Genomic DNA, 18,363 nt, shown 5'->3' with positions numbered 1-18,363 from the left:
CGATTCCCACTCCCTGAGGTCCGGTCGCGCTCTCCGAGGAGAGGTCGGAGTCATGACAGCACAGTTCGTCCGCTACACGCCCGGCGTCGAAGACGACGCCCCCCACTTCGACCGCGACGTGCAGACCGTGATCGAGAAGACCGAGAGCTACATCGCCGAGTCGGTCGAGGCCGGTGGCACCGGGCGGGCCCTGCGCGACGCCCACGCCAAGGGCTACGGGCTGGTCCGAGGGGAAGTGGAGATCCTGGACGGACTGCCCCCCGAGTACGCCCAGGGAATCTACGCGGCTGCGGGAACCCACGACGCGCTGATCCGCTTCTCCAACGGCTCGCCCCACACCGGAGCCGACGCACGACTGGGTGCCGCCGCCGGACTGGCGCTCAAGATGTTCGACATCCCCGGCCCGACCCTGCTGGAGGACGAACCGGACACGGGCACGTTCGACTACGCCAACATCAACGGACCGGTCTTCTTCTGCAACACGGTCGAGCACTACCTGTTCATCCAGGAACTGTTCCTGAACGCGCCGGCGTACTTCTCCCAGGGCCGACCCGGCGCACATCGGTTCTTCACCGAGTTCGTGACCGGGAAGGGAACGCTGGCCCAGGACGACTGGGCCTGGGACGAGTTCCTGGCCTTCCTGCGCCTGTCGAAGACGCCTCCGGCGAACCTGCTGCTGTCCAGCTACTGGACGATGGGCGCGGTCCGGCACGGGGACTACATCGCCAAGGTGCGCATCACCCCCGACCCGGCCTTCGCCGCGGCGGTGGTCCGGCGCACCATCGACCCGGCCTCGGGGGCGGAGGTCTTCCGGCCGGCCCTGCAAGCCGAGCTCCAGGAGCGGCCCTACGCCTTCGACATCCAGGTCCAGCTCTGCACCGACCTGGAGCGCATGCCCGTGGAGGACACCACCGTGGAGTGGCCCGAGCAGCTCTCGCCGTCCTTCACCGTGGCCAAGCTGCGGCTGCCGCAGCAGGACATCTCCGGCCCCGAGAACCTGGAGAGGATGGACTCGCTGTCCTTCACGCCCTGGCGGGTCACCGCCGAGCACGCGCCCCTGGGCAACATCATGCGGGCCCGCAAGGAGGTCTACCGGCGGTCCTCCATCGCGCGCCACGAGTTCAACCAGCAGCCGCGCACGGAACCCCGCAGCGCCGACGACGTACTCGGCGCCTGACCCGGCCCGCCACCGCGACGGTGCGCGGACAGCGGCGGTCGGCCCTGGCAGCCCGCTGCCGCCGGCATGCCAGGGCCCGGCCGGTCACTTCAGGGTGACGATCTTGCGCATGCCCAGGCCGGCGTTCGGGACGCCCGTCCGCTCGTCGGGAATCATGCAGAGCAGGACGTACCGCCCGGGCTGCAGGCCGTGGGCCTGCACGGAGGCGGTGCGGTCGCCGGACATGGCGCCGAGGCCGGTGGCCGGCCCGGTGAACGGGGACCGGGCCGGCAGGCCGCCCAGCGCGACGTCCCTCAGGTACTCCCCGATCTGCTCGTCGGTGGTGTCCGCACCGATCGGCCGCAGCTGCATCTCGTGGATCTGCTCGGACCCGTCGTGCACCAGGTAGGCCAGGTGCGCGTGGTCGACGTCCTCGGTCTGGAAACGCGGGCCCTCGGCCGTGTCCTTCTCGATCACGATGCCGTCGTCGAAGCGGACCTGGTTGTCGTTCTGGCCGTTCGTACCGACCAGGTTCAGCTTCCTGAAGACCGGGTGGGCCGGGTCCGCCCGGAACGCGGTGAGGTCCAGCAGGTAGACCGGACCGGGGCTGACCTCCTCGGTGAACTGTTCGTGCACCTGCGAGGTGACCAGCGCCCCGCCCAGCAGGTCCGCCTCACCGTTCACCGCCCGGATCCCGGCGCTCGCGGTGGCCGGCGACGGGCTGACCGCGTCGGCGAGGTCCCGGATGACCTGGTCGATGGTCGCTCCCTCGTGCGGACGCAGCAGCTGCAGCTGCCGGCCGTTCGGGTCGTCCGTCTTGACCCGGAAACTGACCAGGCCGCCCTTCGCGGTGTCCGGTGCTTGCAGACCGGAGGCTCCGATGCTCACCTCGACGGGGTGGTCCTCCGGCGAGGCGGCGCCGGCCGTACCACTCGCACCGACGCTCGTCGCCAGGGCGAGGGCCGAGACGGTCACCGTCCGTACCACGCGCGCGAACACGTGCTCCACCATGAAGAATCCTTTCTGTGGGTCGCCTCCGGCGCGGAGCATCCCCCACCGCGCGCGGCAGACCACGCCCCGCACCGGAAGGCGACCGGTTCGGACCATCGGGCAGCGGGGTCCGGTCACCGATGGCAACGGTGCCGGCTGGCGCGAAGAGGCGCCCAAAGGTCCGACCGGCCTCGGTCCGGCGGGTGCCGGGCGGATCGTTGCGGTCCTGTCACGCGGGCAGTGGCGCAGCTCATAGGCGTTCCGGGTGGTTCGTGATCGCATCGGCTGATGCATCAGTTCGAGAACGCCGGGCACCACCTGACGGCCCGCCGGCCTGCTGCCGCAGTTGCGGTGGTCGCGGCCTGCGCGGCCCTGCTCGTGGGCTGCGCAGACGGGGCGACCGGGATTCCGGCGGCGTCCGGCAGTGCCGGGCCGTGCGGGGCGCCGTTGCCGTCGTCGTCCCGCGACGGGCAGGCGTCGCCCGGGCTCGCACAGGGCGGGGTGCGGATCACGGCCGCCGGTGCGGCCTGCGCCGAGTACGAGGTCACCAATCCGGAGGACGATACCTCCGATGTCACAGCGGTGTTCAGCCGGCTCTCGGCGGCCGGAGGTGCGCTGGACAACGTGACGCAGGTCGTCACCTCGCTCGCTCCGGGGGCCACCGCGAAGGGGCGGATCGAGCTGGACGGGCACGGGCAGGCGCGGCCGGGCGCCGGACCGCTGGTGAAGATCGTCCAGGTCCGCAGTGTGCCCAGCGCCGAGGCCTCGCGGCCGGGCGGCCCCTGCCCGGCCTCCGGCCTGCGGCTGTACGCGGATGACGGCGACGCCGCGATGGGCCTGCGCGCGGTCGGCCTGCACCTGCGCAACTGCGGGACGTCCGCGGTGTCCGTCAACGGCTACCCGAAGCTGCAGCTGCTCGACGTGGGGCACCGGCCGGTCGACGGGGTGCGCTTCCTGTCCGGCGGCGCCGCGATCGCCGGCGGCACCGGCGCGGACGACCCGCCGCAGGAGATCGTGCTGCGCCCCGGAGAGGGCGCCCGTTCCACGCTGGTGTGGCGCAACACCGTGGAGGCGGGCAGCCCGGTGAACGCCCCTTACGTGCGGGTCCGGGCCACCCCTGACGCGGCCCCGGTGATGGTCGTCCCGGAGATCGACCTGGGGACCACGGGACGGCTCGGCGTCGGCGCCTGGACCAGGGAGGACAGCCGGCCGTGAGCGGGGCGCCGGTGGTCCTCCCTGGCGTTCTCCCGTGCTGGGAGAATTTTCCACGGAAAATTCTGGTCTCCGATCGCACGGCCCGGGGGCGGTCCGTCCGCCCGGTCAGCCCGGCCGGTCCGTCAGGTGCCGGGCCAGGTCGTTCACCAGGGTGTCGAGCCAGGAGCGCACGGTGTCCGGGTCGAACAGGTCGGCGTCGTACTCGGCCAGGCCCCCGTAGCCGTCCGCGTCCGGGGTGAGGACCAGCAGGAGGTCGGAGCGGGCCGAGGGGCCCGGCACGTCCTCGACCTCGGCGGTCAGGCCGGGGAGGTCGAGGACGGCGGGCGGGGTGCTCTGCACGGTGAGCAGGACCTGCGGGTAGGCGTCCGGCAGCCGGACGCCGCGTTCGCGCAGCGGTTCGACCAGCAGGCCGAAGGGGACGGTGGCGTGGTCGAGGGCGGTGGCGATCGCCGTCGCGGCCGTGTCGACCGATTCCCCGAACCCGCCCGGGGGGCGGGTGGGCAGCCGGATCGGGAGGCCGAAGGTGAGCAGGCCGACGACCCCTTCGTCGGCCGGCCGGGTCCGGTTGGCGTGGGAGAGCACCACCAGGGTCTCCGCCGCGCCGCTCAGCTCGCCCAGCAGCCGCGCGAAGGCGGCGAGCAGGACGGCCGAGGCGGTGGTGGAGCGGGCGGCGGCGTAGCGGCCCACCGCCTCGGCCAGTGCCGCGGGGAGGCGGAAGGCTGCCGTGGCGCCCCGCCCGGAGCGCTGTGCGGGGCGGGGCCGGGCGGTGGGCAGCTCCGCCGTCGACGCCACGCCGTCCAGGGTCTTGGCCCAGTGGTCGGCGGCCGCGGCGACGGCGGCGCGGGTGACCACGGTCCGCTCCCAGCAGGCGTGGTCGGTCATCCGGCCCGGGTCCTGCGGCAGCCGCCCGTCCGGGCGGTACAGCGCACCCAGGTCGGCCAGCAGCGTGGCCAACGACCAGCCGTCGACCGCGATGTGATGAAGCGTCAGCAACAGCACCCAGGCTTCGTCGGCGGGCCGCAGCAGCCGGGCGCGCAGCAGCGGGGCCGTGGCCAGGTCGAACGGGCGGTCGCTCTCCGCCCGGCCGGCCTCGGCGAGCGCCGCGTCCCGCGCCCCGGGAGCGAGCGCGCGCAGGTCGGCGACCGGGAGCCGCACCGGGGCGTTCGGCAGCACCTGTTGGAGCAGGCCCAGGTCGGTGTCCCGGTAGCTGGTGCGCAGGCTCTCGTGGCGCCCGGTCAGCGCCGTCAGCGCGGCGGCCAGCCGCTCGGGCTCCAGCGGCCCGCGCAGGGCGATCCGCTGGGTGATGTTCCACACCGCCGGGTCCGCCGCCCGGGCGTGCGCCCGGTGCATCCGGCGCTGCGCCACCCCGGCGGGCGCGGCGGCCAGGGCCGTGCCGGAGCCGGTCAGGGTGGCCAGCAGCCGTTCCCGGTGGGCCCGGACGAGCCCGGTGGCCTCTTCGTCGAGCGCGCCGGGCGGGGCCAGGTAGCCGAGCCGGTCGCCGGTGGTGCGCAGGACGATCTCGCGCTCGTCGAGCAGCCGGACGAGCCGCTGCCAGCCATCGTCGACAGGGGTCACAGCGTGCCCTCCTCGTAGACCGGGGCGTGGCGGTCCTCAATCTGCGGCTGCTGGGCGGCCATGGCGCGGATGGTCGGGCGGCGGAAGAAGTCCAGGACGCCGGTCCGGATCCCGGTGGCCTCGCGGACCCGGTTCAGCAGCCGGGTGGCGGCCAGCGAGTGCCCGCCGAGGTCGAAGAAGGAGGTCTCCACGCCTGCGGGACGGCCGAGTTCCTCCTCCCACAGCCGTTGCACGGTGCGTTCCAGTTCGGTGGCCGGGGCGACGGCGGCCCGGCCCGCGCCCAGCGGCAGCGGCTCCGGCAGGGCGGCGGCGTCCAGCTTGCCGTGCGCGGTGAAGGGCAGCGCCGCCACCGCGGCCCAGAGCCCCGGCACCATGTGCTCGGGCAGCAGGTCGGCCAGGTGGTCGCGGACCCGGGGCAGTTCGGCGGCGGCGCACTGCACGTACCCGGCCAGTGCGGTGGCCGTCCCGGTGCGGCGGGCCGTCACGGCCGCGCCGCGCACGCCCGGGACGGACCGCAGCACCGTCTCGACCTCGCCCGGCTCGATCCGGTAGCCGCGCACCTTGACCTGGCGGTCGGCGCGGCCGAGGTACTCCAGGGTGCCGTCGGGCCGCCAGCGGCCGAGGTCGCCGGTGCGGTAGCGGCGGCCGTCCGCGGTGTCGGTGAAGACGGCGGCGCTCTCCTGCTCCCGGCCGGGGTAGCCGAGCCCGACCTGGACGCCGAGCGCGTGGATCTCGCCGACCGCCCCGGGCGGGACGGGGCGCCCGGCGGCGTCCAGCAGCAGGATGCGGGTGCCCGGCACCGGGCGGCCGATCGCCGCGTGGTCCGGTCCGTCCGGGGCGACCTCGCCGGCCGTGACGGCGTGGGTCTCGGTGGGGCCGTAGTGGTTGATCAGCCGGCAGCCGGGGTTGCGGGCGAGGAAGGCCCGCAGCCCGGTGGTGAGCAGCAACTGCTCGCCGCCCGTGATCAGTTCGCGCAGGTGGGGCACCGGCTCGTCACCGAGGGCGTCGGCCAGCGCGGCCAGCGGGGTGTACGGCAGGTGCAGCCGCTCGGCGCGGGTGGCGCGGACCACGGCGGCCAGCGCCGTCACGTCGTAGCGGGTCTCCTCCTCGATCAGCAGCAGGGTGCCGCCGCCGGCCAGCGTGGTCAGCACCTCCTGGACGCTGACGTCGAAGCCGCAGGAGGCGTACTGCAGGGTGCGGGCGGCCGGGTGCTCGGCGACGTTCCAGGCCAGCAGCGCGGACAGGCCGAGGGTGTGCATCAGCACGCCCTTGGGGCGGCCGGTGGAGCCGGAGGTGTACAGCAGGTACGCGGGGGCCTGCGCGGAGGGGGCGGGCAGCGGCGGCAGTTCGGCGGCGGCGACGACAGCGTCGGCCTCGGAGTCCGTCAGGACCGTCGGCAGGGACAGGCCCATCAGGTCCGCGTCCGAGGCGGTGAGCAGCACGGCCGGTGCGCTGTCCGCGGCGATCAGCCGGCAGCGCTCCGGGCCCTGCAGCGGGTCGATCGGCACGTGGACGGCGCCGAGGCGCAGCACGGCCAGCAGCGCGGCCACCTGGTCCACCGAACGCGGCAGCAGCACCCCTACCCGGCTGCCTTCCCGCACCCCGGCGGCCAGCAGCCGGCCGGCCAGCTCGCCGGCCCGGGCGTGCAGCGTCCGGTAGTCGGTCCCGGTGCCGTCGGCAGCGACCACCGCGAGGGCGTCCGGACGGGCGGCCGCGACGGCGGCCACCGTTGCCAGCGGGTGCGCGGGCGCCGGCTGCGCCTCGGGCCCGCACTCCAGGGCGGGGTCGGCCGGGGTGGCCGTCAGTTCGGCGAGCGGGCGGGCCGGGTCGGCGACGGCGGCGGTGAGCAGCCGCTCGAAGGCGTCGAACAGCCGGTCCACCGTGGCCCGGTCGAACAGGGCCTCGGCGTACTCGACGTGGCAGCGGATGCCGTCCGGCAGGTTGGTGAGGAAGAGCGACAGGTCGAAGGCGGAGCGGTCCACCACGTGGTCGAGCGGGCGGGCCGCCACCCCGGGCAGGTCCAGTTCGAAGACGGCGTGGTTCTCGAACTCGACCAGGACCTGGAAGAGCGGGTTGCGGCTGGTGTCCCGCTGCGGGTTGAGCTCCTGGACCAGGACCTCGAAGGGCAGCTGCTGGTGCTCGTAGGCGTCCAGCGCGCTGGAGCGGACCCGGTCCAGCGCCTCGGCGAAGTCCGGTTCCCCGGACAGGTCCAGCCGCAGCGCCAGCGTGTTGACGAAGAAGCCGACCAGGTCCTCGGTGCCCTCGGTCCGGTTGGCCACCGGGGTGCCCAGCACCACCTCGTCCTGGCCGCCGTAGCGCTGCAGCACCCCGGCGAAGGCGGTGAGCAGCACCATGAACAGGGTCGAGCGGCGGCTGCGGGCCAAGTCCCGCAGGCCGTCGGAGAGTTCGGCTGGCAGTTGGCGGACGTGGGAGCGGCCCCGGCCGTCCGGCACCGCCGGGCGCGGCCGGTCGGTCGGCAGGGCCAGCACCGGCAGGTCGCCGCCGAGCACCTTGCGCCAGTACGCGAGGCTCTCGTCGTACGCACCGGCGGCCACCGCGGCCCGTTCCCGGACGGCTTCGGCGGCCGGGGTGGTGGTGAGCACCGGCAGCCGGGCGGGGCGCTGCTCCCGGGCGGCCCGGTACAGCTCGCCCAGTTCCCGGGTGATCACCACGGTGGACAGGGTGTCGATCACGATGTGGTGCATCGACAGCACCAGGACCTGCCGGTCGGGCCCCGTCTCCAGCAGCCGGGCCCGGAACAGCGGGCCCTCGGTCAGGTCGAAGCGGCGGCTGCCCTCGGCGGCGACCAGCGCGGCCACCGCCTCGTGCTCGGGCCCGTCGGCCGCGGCCCGTTCCAGCAGCGGCCCCTCGGGTACCGGGAGCACCTGCTGGAACGGTTCGCCGTCCTGCTCGCGGAAGGCGGTGCGCAGCCCGACGTGCCGTTCGAGCAGCGCGCGCAGCGCGGTGTCGAGGGCGGCCGGGTCGAGCGGGCCGTCCAGCTCGATGGCCTTGACCTCGTTGTACTGCCCGGTGTCGGGCAGCATCCGGTGCAGGAACCACATCCGCTGCTGCGCGTAGGACAGCGGGGCGCCGCGCTGGGCGGAGCGGCGCAGGGCGTCGATCTGCGGCAGGCCGGAGGCCACCAGGTCGGGGGCGAGCCCGAAGTCCACGAAGCAGGCGATCTCGTCCGCGCCGGCCGCCCGCAGCTCGGCCAGCACCGACCGCACGCTCTCCGGGGTGCCGATCAGCGCGCGGGAGGCGCAGTACCGCTCGTAGGCGCGCTCCAGCACGAACTCCAGGTCCTCCTCGCGGGTGTTCTCGAAGTCCAGGGTCAGGCCGAGGCTGTTGGCCATCTGCCCGAACAGCGAGAGCGAGGAGCGCAGGTAGTGGCAGAACGGGCGGTACGCCTGCTCGCGGGCGGTGGCGAGGTCGGTGCCCAGGTAGGTGTGGACGAGCACGACCACCCGGCCGGCCTCCGGGTCGAGGCCGTGCTCGGCCCGGGTGCGCCGGTAGAGCGCGACGTTCTCGGCGAGCTGGGCGACGTCCTGGGTCATCAGGTTGGTGATGATGCCCAGGTCGTGCCGGGCGGCCTCGCGGAAGCTGTCCGGGTTGCCGACGATCGCGGTGAACATGGGCGGCTGCTCCTGCAGCGGGCGCGGGTGCAGGGTCACCTCGATCGGCTCCCCCTTGCCGTTGCGGCCCCGGTAGGGCTCGCCGCGCCACAGCGCCCGGACGGTGTCGATCTGCTGGTGCATCAGCTCCTTGTGGCCGCCGTAGTTCTCGGGGAAGAACAGGAAGTCGTTGGGGTGCCAGCCGCTGGCGCAGCCCAGGCCGACCCGGCCGCCGGACAGGTTGTCGACCACCGACCACTCCTCGGCCACCCGGACGGGGTGGTGCAGCGGCAGGACCGCGCAGCCCGCGTTGAGCCGGATCCGGGTGGTCTCCCGGGCCAGTGCGGCGGCCAGCACCGAGGGGTTGGGGAAGATCCCGCCGAAGGAGTGGAAGTGGCGCTCCGGCAGCCAGACGGCGTGGAAGTCGTGCCGGTCGGCGAAGCGGGCGCTCTCCAGGACGATGCGGTACTTCTCGTCCTCCGGGGAGTCCAGGGGGTAGTCGCCGAAGAAGTAGAGGCTGAAGTCGACCGGGCGCTGCGGGTCGCCGACCGGGAGGTACGGCGTCCCGGCGGGCTCCGTGGTGCCGGTGGTGCCGGTGCTTGTACGGTCGTCCGCCGCGGGCGCCGGGAGTGCGGCCGCCGGGCGCGGGGCCGGGAGCCGTACCCCGGGCGAGGCCGGGAAGAAGCCGCCGCGCCGCAGGTCGCGCAGCGAGTCGCGGACCGCGTCGACCACGAACTCCAGGTCGCCGTCGGTGTGGGCGGTGGAGAGGAAGAAGTTGCGCCACTCCCACACGTAGACCCCGCGGGTCAGCAGCTGCGGGAAGAGCAGTTCCATGTCGGCGCGCGGCTCGAACCGGAACAGCGAGCCGAAGTGGGCCAGCCGCAGCGGGAACTCCTCCTCCTCGAAGAACCCGTTGAGGGCCGCGGCCAGCTCGTCGGTGCGGGCGTTCAGCCGCTCCTGCAAGCCGGGGCCGGACGCCTTGAGGTGGCGCAGCACGGCGCCCGCGGCGGTCATCGCCAGCGGGTGCTGGATGTAGGTGCCGCCGAAGAAGGTGGTGTCCTTGGGCGGGTAGCTGTCGTCCCCGTAGTCCCAGTGGCCGCCGTCGATCCCGTCCAGGATGTCGGCGCGCCCGGCGATCGCGCCGATCGGGTAGCCGCCGCCGAGCACCTTGCCGTAGGTGGAGACGTCCGGGGTCACGCCCCAGAAGCCCTCGGCGCCGCGCAGGTGCGGCCGGAAGCCGGTGAGCATCTGGTCGAAGACGAGCACGATGCCGCGGCGGGTGGTCAGTTCGCGCAGCGAGCGGACGAACTCGACCGGCTGGCGCCCCGGGTGGCGGCTCTGCACCGGCTCGACCAGCACGGCGGCGATCCGGTCGCCGAGCTCCTCGATCACCTGGAGGCTCTCCGGATCGCCGTACCGCAGCACCACGAGGTCGGCGACCGCGCTGCCGGGGATGCCGGTCGACACCGGGACGGTCTCCCGGTCGGCGCCGCGGCCCACGGTCCGGCCCAGGGTGTGGTCGAAGTGGCCGTGGTAGGAGCCCTCGAACATGACGATCTTGTCCCGGCCGGTGTACGCGCGGGCCAGCCGGATCGCCCCGGCGTTCGCCTCGGTGCCGGAGTTGGCGAACGCGACCCGCTCGGTGCCGGTCAGCTCCGCCAGCAGTTCGGCGGCCTCGCCGGTCTCCGGGCCGCGCGGGCCCAGCCGCAGTCCGCCGGCCAGGTGCTCGCGGACGGCGTCGGTGACGAACTCCGGGTCGTGGCCGAACAGCAGGACGCCGAAGCCCATGGTGATGTCGACGTACGTGTTGCCGTCGAGGTCCTCCAGGCGGGAGCCCCGGGCCCGGCGGGCGGCGAGCGGGTAGAGCATCTCCTTGGTCGCGGAGCGGAAGCCGACCACGGCGCGGCTGTCCGCGAGGGTGCGCCGGTGGCGGCGGGTGACCGCCTTGGAGGCGGCGGTCCGGGCGGTGAAGCGGGCGACCAGCTCGTCCACGTGGGCGCGCTGCTGGTCGGTCAGGCCGCCGGAGGCCATGCCGGACTCCCGGGAGACGGTCACCCGGGGGCCGTGTACCTGCGGGGCGGGCGGGGTCGGCACGGGTGCGGGGGCAACTGCAGGGGCGGCGGCGGCCGGGGTGACGGCGGGGGTGACGGCCGGCGGCAGGGCGGCGGGGACGGCGGCCCCGGGGAGCGCGGGCGGCGCCGCGCCCGTCCCGGCCAGCAGGCCGAGCTGGTCGCGCATCAGGTCGGAGAACTGGCCGAGCAGGGCGAGCTGGCGCTCGATCAGGCCGGTGCCGTCGGCCACCGGGGCGAGCGCGGGCTGCGGCACGGCCACGGACGGGACGGGCACGGACGGGACGGGCGGCGCGAGGTGGACGGGCGGCGCGGGGACGGCGGCCGCCGCGACCGCCTGGGGCGGGGCTGGCGGAGCCGGTATCGGCGCCGCTTCCGGGGCGGAAACAGGGGCGGCGGCAGGGACGGCGGCAGGGACCGGTGTCGGAGCCGCCGCCGGCTCGGGCGCGGCGGCCGGCAGCAGCGCGTCCCGGACGGCGGGCTCCAGCCGGCCGGCGATCAGCCCGGCCAGCCGGGCCGGAGTGTCCGCCGCCTCGAACAGTTCGCGCATCGAGACCCGTACCCGGAAGGCCCGCTCCAGGTCCCGGATCATGTTGATCATCGAGAGCGAGTCGGCGCCGAGGTCGAAGAAGGGCTCGTCCGCTCCGACCGACCCCTCGTCGTGGCCGAGCTGGCGGGCCGTCTGCTCCAGCACCTGGCGCAGCACGGCCTCCTCGGCCAGTTGCTCGGGGCTCGCCGCGGGTGTCGCCGCGACGGGCGCGGAGCCGGCAGGCCCGGGGCCGGGCGTCGATACGGCCTCGGGTACGGCCGACGGCGGAACGGGCTGCTGGGGCGGCGGTGCCTGGTGCATGGCGGAGTCCTCGGTGGTCGGCCGGTCGGGGGCGGTGAACCAGTGGCGGCGGCGCTGGAAGACGGTGGTCGGCAGGGGGACGCGGCGGGCCGGACCGTCCGGCCAGTCGCGGGCGGCGGCGAAGCGCGCCCAGTCGAGCGGGACGCCGTGGGACCACAACGCGGCGGCCGCGGCGCCGAACTGCCGCTCCGGCGGTGCGCCGCGCCGGGCGCCGGCCACGAAGTGGCGGTGCGGCAGCTCCCGGCGGCCCATGCCGGTGAGCGTCGGGTGCGGGCCGAGCTCCAGGAAGAGCTCGTGGTCCTGCCCGTCCAGGGCGGCCAGGACCAGGTCGAAGCGCGCGGTCTCCCGGGTCTGCCGGACGAAGTAGTCGGGCGTGGGCACGGTGGCGGGAGCCAGCACCTCGCCGCCCAGGTTGCTCACCAGCGGCACGGTCAGCGGCCGCAGGCGCAGCCGGGCGAGCTGCTCGCGGAACGGGTCGAGCACCGGGTCGAGCAGGCGGGAGTGGAAGGCCCGGTCGGTGGCGAGCCGTTCGGTGGTCACGCCGTCGGCGGCCAGCACGGCCTCGGCTGCCGCGATCTCGCGCGGCGCGCCGGCCAGCACGCACTGGCCGGCGCCGTTGACCACGGCCAGCTCCACCCCGGGCAGCCAGTCGCCGAGCGCGGCGAGCCGCTGCGGGCCGGCCATCACCGCCGTCATGGCGCCGGGCTCGGTCGCCCGGTGCATCAGCCGCCCGCGCAACGCGGTGAGGAACATCCCGTCGGCGAGGTCGAGCGCGCCCGCCGCGTGGAAGGCGGCGTACTCGCCGGCGCTGTGCCCGGCGACCGCGGCCGGACGGAGCCCGAGTTCCCGCCAAAGCCGCAGGTAGGCCGCTTGCAGGGCGAACAGCGCGGGCTGCGCCGCCTCGGTGGTCCAGGCGTCGTCGGCGCCCTCGGGCACCGCGTCGAGCAGCAGCGGCAGCAGCGGCTCGCCCCAGGCGTCGCGGTGCAGCCGGTCGCACTCGTCCAGCACGGCCCGGAAGACCGGGAAGGCGCGGTGGAGTTCGGCGGCCATGCCCCGGTACTGGGCGCCCTGGCCGGTGAAGAGCAGCACCGGCTGCACGTCGCCGCGCCGGGCCTCGCGGTGGACGGGTACGGCGCCGGAGGTACGGCCCGCAGCGGGTACGACGCCGGAGGTGCGGCCCACAGCGGGTACGGCGCCGGAGGTGCGGCCCGCGAGGTGGGCCTCCAGGCCCCGGAGCAGTTCGTCGGGGTCGGCGCCGGTGACGGCGAGGCGGTGGCGCAGCGCGCGACGGCCGCCGCCGAGGGTGAGCGGCAGGTCGCCGGGGGCGGGGGCGGGCCCGGTGGCCAGTCGGTCGCGGAGCAGGCCGGCCAGGGCGGTCAGGCCCTGCTCGGTGCGGGCGGACAGCGGCAGCACGGTCGGGGCGGGGCGCGGGTCGGCGCTGCCGGTTGCGGCCGTCGGCGCCTCCTCCAGCACCAGGTGGGCGTTGGTGCCGCCGACGCCCAGCGCGCTGACCCCGGCCCGGCGCGGGGCGGGGCCGGCCGGCCAGTCCCGGCGCTCGGCGGAGAGGCGGAACGGGCTTCCGTCCAGCTCCAGCGCGGGGTTGGGGCGGCTGAAGTTGACCAGCGGCGGGATCGTGCCGTGCCGCAGCACCAGCAGGGCCTTGATCAGCCCCGCCATTCCCGCGCAGGTGTCCAGGTGGCCGATGTTGGGCTTCACCGAGCCGAGCGAGCAGAAGTCGGCGGCCTCGGTCCGGGCGCGGAACGCCTGGGCCAGCGCCCGGAACTCGATCGGGTCGCCGAGCGGGGTGCCGGTGCCGTGCGCCTCGATGTAGCCGACGCTCTCGGCCGGCACCCCGGCCAGGTCCAGGGCCCGGCCGACCACGGCGGCCTGCCCGTCCACGCTGGGCGCGGTGTAGCCGACCTTGAGCCCGCCGTCGTTGTTGACGGCCGAGGCGAGGATCACGCCGTACACGGTGTCGCCGTCCGCCAGCGCCTGGTCGAGGCGCTTGAGCAGGACGGCGGCGACACCGTTGCCGCCGACCGTGCCGCCGGCCGCCGCGTCGAAGGCCCGGCAGGCGCCGTCCGGGGAGAGGATCGACCCCTCCTCGTAGCGGTATCCGGCGGCCTGCGGGATGTGCAGGGCGGCGGCCCCGGCCAGCGCCAGGTCGCAGTCGCCCGCCAGCAGCGACTGCGCCGCCAGGTGCACCGCGACCAGCGAGGTCGAGCAGGCCGTCTGCACGCCGATCGCCGGCCCGGTCAGGCCCAGCCGGTAGGCGACCCGGGTGGCGGCGAAGTCGGCCTGGTTGCCGATCGCGGTCTGGAGCGCGGCCACCGGCTCGGCCGGGTCGGCGGTGGCGGCCAGGGTGTGCTGGTAGTAGTTGCGCAGCGCGTACAGGGTCATCCCGGTGCCGGCGAAGACGCCGACCCGGCGGCGCGGGTCGGGGGCGTCGTAGCCGCCGTCCTCCAGGGCCTGGCGGCAGATCTCCAGCAGCAGGCGCTGCTGGGGGTCCATCAGCGCCGCCTCGGTGCCGCTGATGCCGAAGGCCTCGGCGTCGAAGCGGTCGGTGTCGGGCAGCGCACCGGTCACCGGGACGAAGTCGGGGTGGCGGTACTCCGCCGGGCGCAGGCCGGCCGCCGCCAGCTCGTCCTCGGTGAACCGGGTGGTGCTGCGGACGCCGTCGACGATGTTGCGCCAGTACTGCTCGGGGGTGTCGGCGCCGGGGAAGCGCAGGGCCAGGCCGACGATGGCCACCCGGCGGTCGTCGCCGACCGGGCCGCCGTCCCGGGCGCCGGGCGCGGCGGCCGAGCTGACCGCCGTGGGCTCGGTGGACTCGGCGGGCGCTTCGGCCAGGTGCGCGATCAGAGCGTCCACGGTGGGGTGCCGGAACAGCTCGGTGGGCGCCGGGGGTGTCGGCAGGACGGCGCCGAGCGCGCCGTGCACCCGCATCAACTGCAGTGATCCGATGCCGAGTTCGGCGAGCGGTCGGCCGGGGTCGAGCGGGGTGTCGAGGACGGCCTCGAAGGCGTCCAGGACGGCTCGGCGCAGCTCGGCGGTGGCAGCGGCGGCGGGCCCGGTGGCGGCGGACGGTACAGCGGCGGACGGTACAGCGGCGGACGGTACAGCGGCGGACGGTACAGCGGCGGACGGCTCGGCGGCCCGCTGCGGGGCCCGCTCGTCGGCCGGCCGTCCGACGGACCGCCCGACGGGCGCTTCGCGGACCGGTCGCGGTGCGGTGGCCAGCAGGCGGCGGCGCGCGGCGGGGGCGCTCGGGTCGGGCCCGGCGTACCAGCGGCCCGGGGCGGCGGCCAGCAGCAGCGAGGCCAGTCGGCGGCCGTGCGCGGCGCTCAGCACGGCGATGCCCCGGTCTGCGGCGGCCTGCTCGTGGTCGGTGGCGCGGTTCATGCCGACCCCGCTCCACAGGCCCCAGGAGATCGTCCAGGCCGGGGCCCCGGTCTCCCGGTGCAGCCGGTCGACGGCGCTCTCCAGGTAGCGGTTGGCGGCGGCGTACGCCGTGGAGCCGACGGCCTCCTGGAAGCCGACCATCGAGGAGAAGCCGACGAACTGGGCGCCGGGCCGCTTGCGGACCAGCTCGACGAGGTGGTCCGTGCCGGTCGTCTTGGCGCGCACCGCCTCGCGCCAGTCGTCGGGGCCGGTGTCGGAGAGCAGCGCGAGCCGGTAGCTGCCGGCCAGGTGGAGCACGCCGTCCAGCGGTGCCTGCCAGTCCCGTTCGGCCTCGGCGACCACCGCTGCCAGCTGCTCGGGGTCCGTCACGTCGGCGCGGCGGTAGTCGACCCGGCCCCCGTAGGAGGACAGCCGGTGCAGCGCGGCGCGGCGCTCGGCCGCCTCGGCGGTCGGCGCGTCCAGGTCGGTGCGGCCGATCACCAGCAGCCGGGAGCCGTGGTCGCGGAGCAGGCCGGGCAGCAGCTCGGCGGCGATCCCGCCGAGGCCGCCGGTGACCAGGTAGCGGGCGCCGGGGGTGAGCAGTGAGCAGCCCTCGGTTGCGCTCCCGGCGTCGGGGTCGGGGTCAGTCCCGCTCACGGTCCCGCTCACGGACCCGGCCGGTCCCAGCCGGGGCACCCACGGGCGGCCCTCGCGCCAGGCGCACTCCGGCTCCGGCCGGGGCTCGGCCAGCAGGGCGAGCAGCGCGGCGGCCTGCTCGGCGGCCGGTGCGCCCGCCGGCAGGTCGATGTGCCGGGCGGCCGGCACCAGCTGCTCGGCCCGCGCTCCGGCGGTCAGCGCCGCCGTCAACTCAGCGGCAGAGTCCGGGAGTTCGCCGGGCAGCACAGCATGCAGCCCGGCACTGACGGTGACCAGCTCGGCGGTCGGCGGCCGGACGGCCAACGCCCGCAGCAGGGCGAGCAGCGCTTCGTCCCGCGCAGCGGCGTCCGAGGGCCGCGGCGCGCCCTCGGGCCCCGCGCCCCACAGGTGCACCACCCGCGCGGGGCGCTCCTCGCCCAGCGCCCGCAGCCACTCCCCCGGATCGGTGGTCGGCGGCCGGTCCACCACCACAGCCTGCGGCAGGGCGGCGCTCAGCGCCTCGGCGAGGGTGCCGGGGCCGGCGGGGCCGAGCAGCAGGGTCGGCCCCGCCGGAGCCCCGTCGACCGGAGCCGTACGGGCCTGCGGCACCGGGCGGGGCTCCCAGACGAGTCGGCGCACGCAGTCCGGCAGGGTCCGGGAGTTGGCCTCCGCCAGGTCCAGGGCCACGATGTGCTCGTCGAGTTCGCCGTCGAGCAGCCGCCGGCGCAGCGCGGTGCGCTGGATCTTGCCGCTGGTGGTGCGCGGGAACTCCGACGGCGGCACCGGCAGCACCAGGGCGGGGGCGGGCTGTCGGCGGGCGGCCAGCAGCCGCCGGATCTCGGCGGCCACGGGCGGTGCGGGGGCGTCCTGGTCGTTCGGCACGTAGGCGACCACCAGTTGCTCGGTGCCGGTGCGGTCGTCCGGGACCCCGAAGGCCGCGACGTGCCCGGAGCGCACCCCCGCCACCGAGGCGACCACGTCCTCCAGCTCGTGGCAGAAGTAGTGCACCCCGTTGACGATGATGATTTCCTTGCGACGGCCGGTGAGCACCACCTCCCCGTCGGCCAGGAAGGCCAGGTCCCCGGTGTCGAACCAGCCGTCGCCGACGAAGGACTCCCGGTCGGCGGCCGGGTTGTTCAGATAACCGGGCGTCACCCGGCCGGAGTTGACCTGGAGCCGGCCGACCCAGTGCTCGGGCAGGGCCCGGCCGTCCTCGCCGGCCACCCGCATCCGGGTGCCGGGCGCGGGGCGCCCCATGCTGAGGAAGCCGGTGCCGCGCTCGTTCGAGGCCGGGTCGGCGGGCTCCAGGCGGCCGGTCAGCGAGTCGGTGCGCACCAGGCGGCGGGCGCCGTCCTCGTGGTAGCGCTTGTAGGTGATCACGGTGCAGGTCTCGGCCATGCCCCAGCCGAGCAGGACGTGGTCCGCGCGGACGCCGAACGGCCCGGTGGCGGCGAGGAATTCGTCCAGCACCGCCTCGGTGCACTGCTCCCCGGCGTTGATCAGCGACTTGAGCGCGGAGAGGTCCCAGTGCCGGCCGGGACCGGCGGCCCGGACCGCCTCGGCGACCAGCCGGAAGCCGAAGTTGGGCGACCAGGAGTGCGCGCCCCGGTAGCGCTCCAGCGCGTCCAGCCAGACCAGCGGGTCGGCGAGCACCAGTTCCGTGGGCACCTGCACCTGGTCGGCGGCCAGCGCCACGTCCCGCAGGTGGAACATCAGCAGCCCGGCGACGTGGTCCAGCGGCAGCCAGTTGACGGTGACGTCCTCGGGCGAGCTGCCCTGGGAGGTGGCGCCGGCCACGTACTCCAGGATGCCGCGGTGGGTGATCTGCACCGCCTTGGACCGGCCGGTGCTGCCGGAGGACAGCTGGAGGATCGCGACGTCGCCGGGGTCCGGGGCGTGCTCGGCGCCGGGCGCCGCGCCGGTGGCGGCGCCGGTGCCGGCGGGCCGGTCGACCGCGATGACCCGCAGGCCGGGCGCCGGGTAGAGCTCCCCGAGCCGTGCCAGGCCCGCCACGGCCGGGCCGCAGGCGAGCACCGGCGGCTCCTCCAGCGTCTGCCAGGCGTGCCAGAGCTTCTCCAGGACGGGGTTGCGCTCGCCGTAGGCCGGCGGGCGGGCCACCGTGACCGGCTGCACCCCGCCCAGCAGGCAGGCCCACAGGGTGGGGAAGTAGCGCTCCGGGTCGGGGACTTGGAGGATCACCCGGTCGCCTGCCCGCAGCCCGGCGGAGGTGAGCAGGGCGAGGGTCTCCCGAGCCTGCTCCAGCAGTCGGCGGTAGGTCAGCCGGGTCGCCCCGCCGTCGGCCCGGACCAGGTGCAGGCCCCGCCCGGGGTGCCGCTCGGCTGCGCGCAGCAGCGCCTCGGGCAGCGTCCGGGGCGCGTCCGGCGCCTGTTCGGGCAGCGGGGCGCCGACCGCCTCGGTCCCGGAGCCCCCGGGGGCGGCCGTCGGGCCGTCCGGGGCGGGGCCCGTCACCGTCCCGGTGTCGCCGAACGGCCGCCAGTGCGCGGTGAGTTCGCGCAGGTGGCGCAGGGCGGGCCCGGGCTCGGCGGGTGGCCGGGCGACGGCGGCCGCCAGTGCGGCGCGGTCGGGCTCGCCCTGCGGGGTGCGGACGATGCCGTCCAGGAGGTGCACGTCGGCGCTCGGGTCGGCGTCCAGCAGGGCCGCGGTGGCCCGGCGGCGCAGCGCGGCGGTGTCGGTGTCGGCGGCGGGCACCAGGTAGGCCAGCAGTCCGGAGCGGCCGTCGGCGCGCTCGACCGGCAGCAGCGCGCAGTCGGCGACCTCGGGACGCAGCAGCAGCCGGGCCTCCAGGGCACGCAGCCGGGCGCGGTCGGGACCGGTGGAGCTCATCAGGTACGGCACCTTTCGGATCGGTGCCGGGGCGCG

The 18,363-nt window shown here is 75.8% G+C and carries 5 protein-coding genes; 2 read left to right on the top strand and 3 right to left on the bottom strand.

All coding sequences use genetic code 11. The features are described 5' to 3' along the window. Positions 1-52: 52 nt before the first annotated feature. On the top strand, positions 53-1,177 hold the full coding sequence (locus ACIQVZ_RS19940; protein WP_402451579.1) for a catalase family protein: 1,125 nt from the start codon (positions 53-55) through the stop codon (positions 1,175-1,177). Between the two features lie 84 nt (positions 1,178-1,261). Here the strand turns inward: ACIQVZ_RS19940 and ACIQVZ_RS19935 are convergent, their stop codons facing one another. Continuing rightward, on the bottom strand, positions 1,262-2,167 hold the full coding sequence (locus ACIQVZ_RS19935) for a hypothetical protein (RefSeq protein WP_402451577.1): 906 nt from the start codon (positions 2,165-2,167) through the stop codon (positions 1,262-1,264). 267 nt (positions 2,168-2,434) lie between these two features. Between ACIQVZ_RS19935 and ACIQVZ_RS19930 the strand changes: the two genes are divergently transcribed. Beyond that, positions 2,435-3,361 (top strand): DUF4232 domain-containing protein, encoded by a 927-nt coding sequence (locus ACIQVZ_RS19930; protein WP_402451575.1) that lies wholly within the window; start codon positions 2,435-2,437, stop codon positions 3,359-3,361. A gap of 105 nt (positions 3,362-3,466) precedes the next feature. Here ACIQVZ_RS19930 and ACIQVZ_RS19925 read toward each other — a convergent pair whose 3' ends face one another. Together ACIQVZ_RS19925 and ACIQVZ_RS19920 are read right to left on the bottom strand one after the other, a co-directional pair. Beyond that, entirely contained in the window at positions 3,467-4,936 is a 1,470-nt protein-coding gene (locus ACIQVZ_RS19925; protein ID WP_402451573.1) for a condensation domain-containing protein, read from the bottom strand. Next, the gene (locus ACIQVZ_RS19920; RefSeq protein WP_402451571.1) at positions 4,933-18,327 is read right to left on the bottom strand and encodes a MupA/Atu3671 family FMN-dependent luciferase-like monooxygenase; all 13,395 of its coding nucleotides are present in this window, start codon (positions 18,325-18,327) and stop codon (positions 4,933-4,935) included. Before ACIQVZ_RS19920 ends, ACIQVZ_RS19925 begins: the two co-directional genes overlap by 4 nt. Positions 18,328-18,363 lie beyond the last annotated feature (36 nt).

Source organism: Kitasatospora sp. NPDC098663, assembly GCF_044760075.1.
Classification (GTDB): Bacteria; Actinomycetota; Actinomycetes; order Streptomycetales; family Streptomycetaceae; genus Kitasatospora.
Note: the sequence above shows the minus strand (reverse complement) of the source record. Positions and strands in the feature narration are given on the sequence as shown.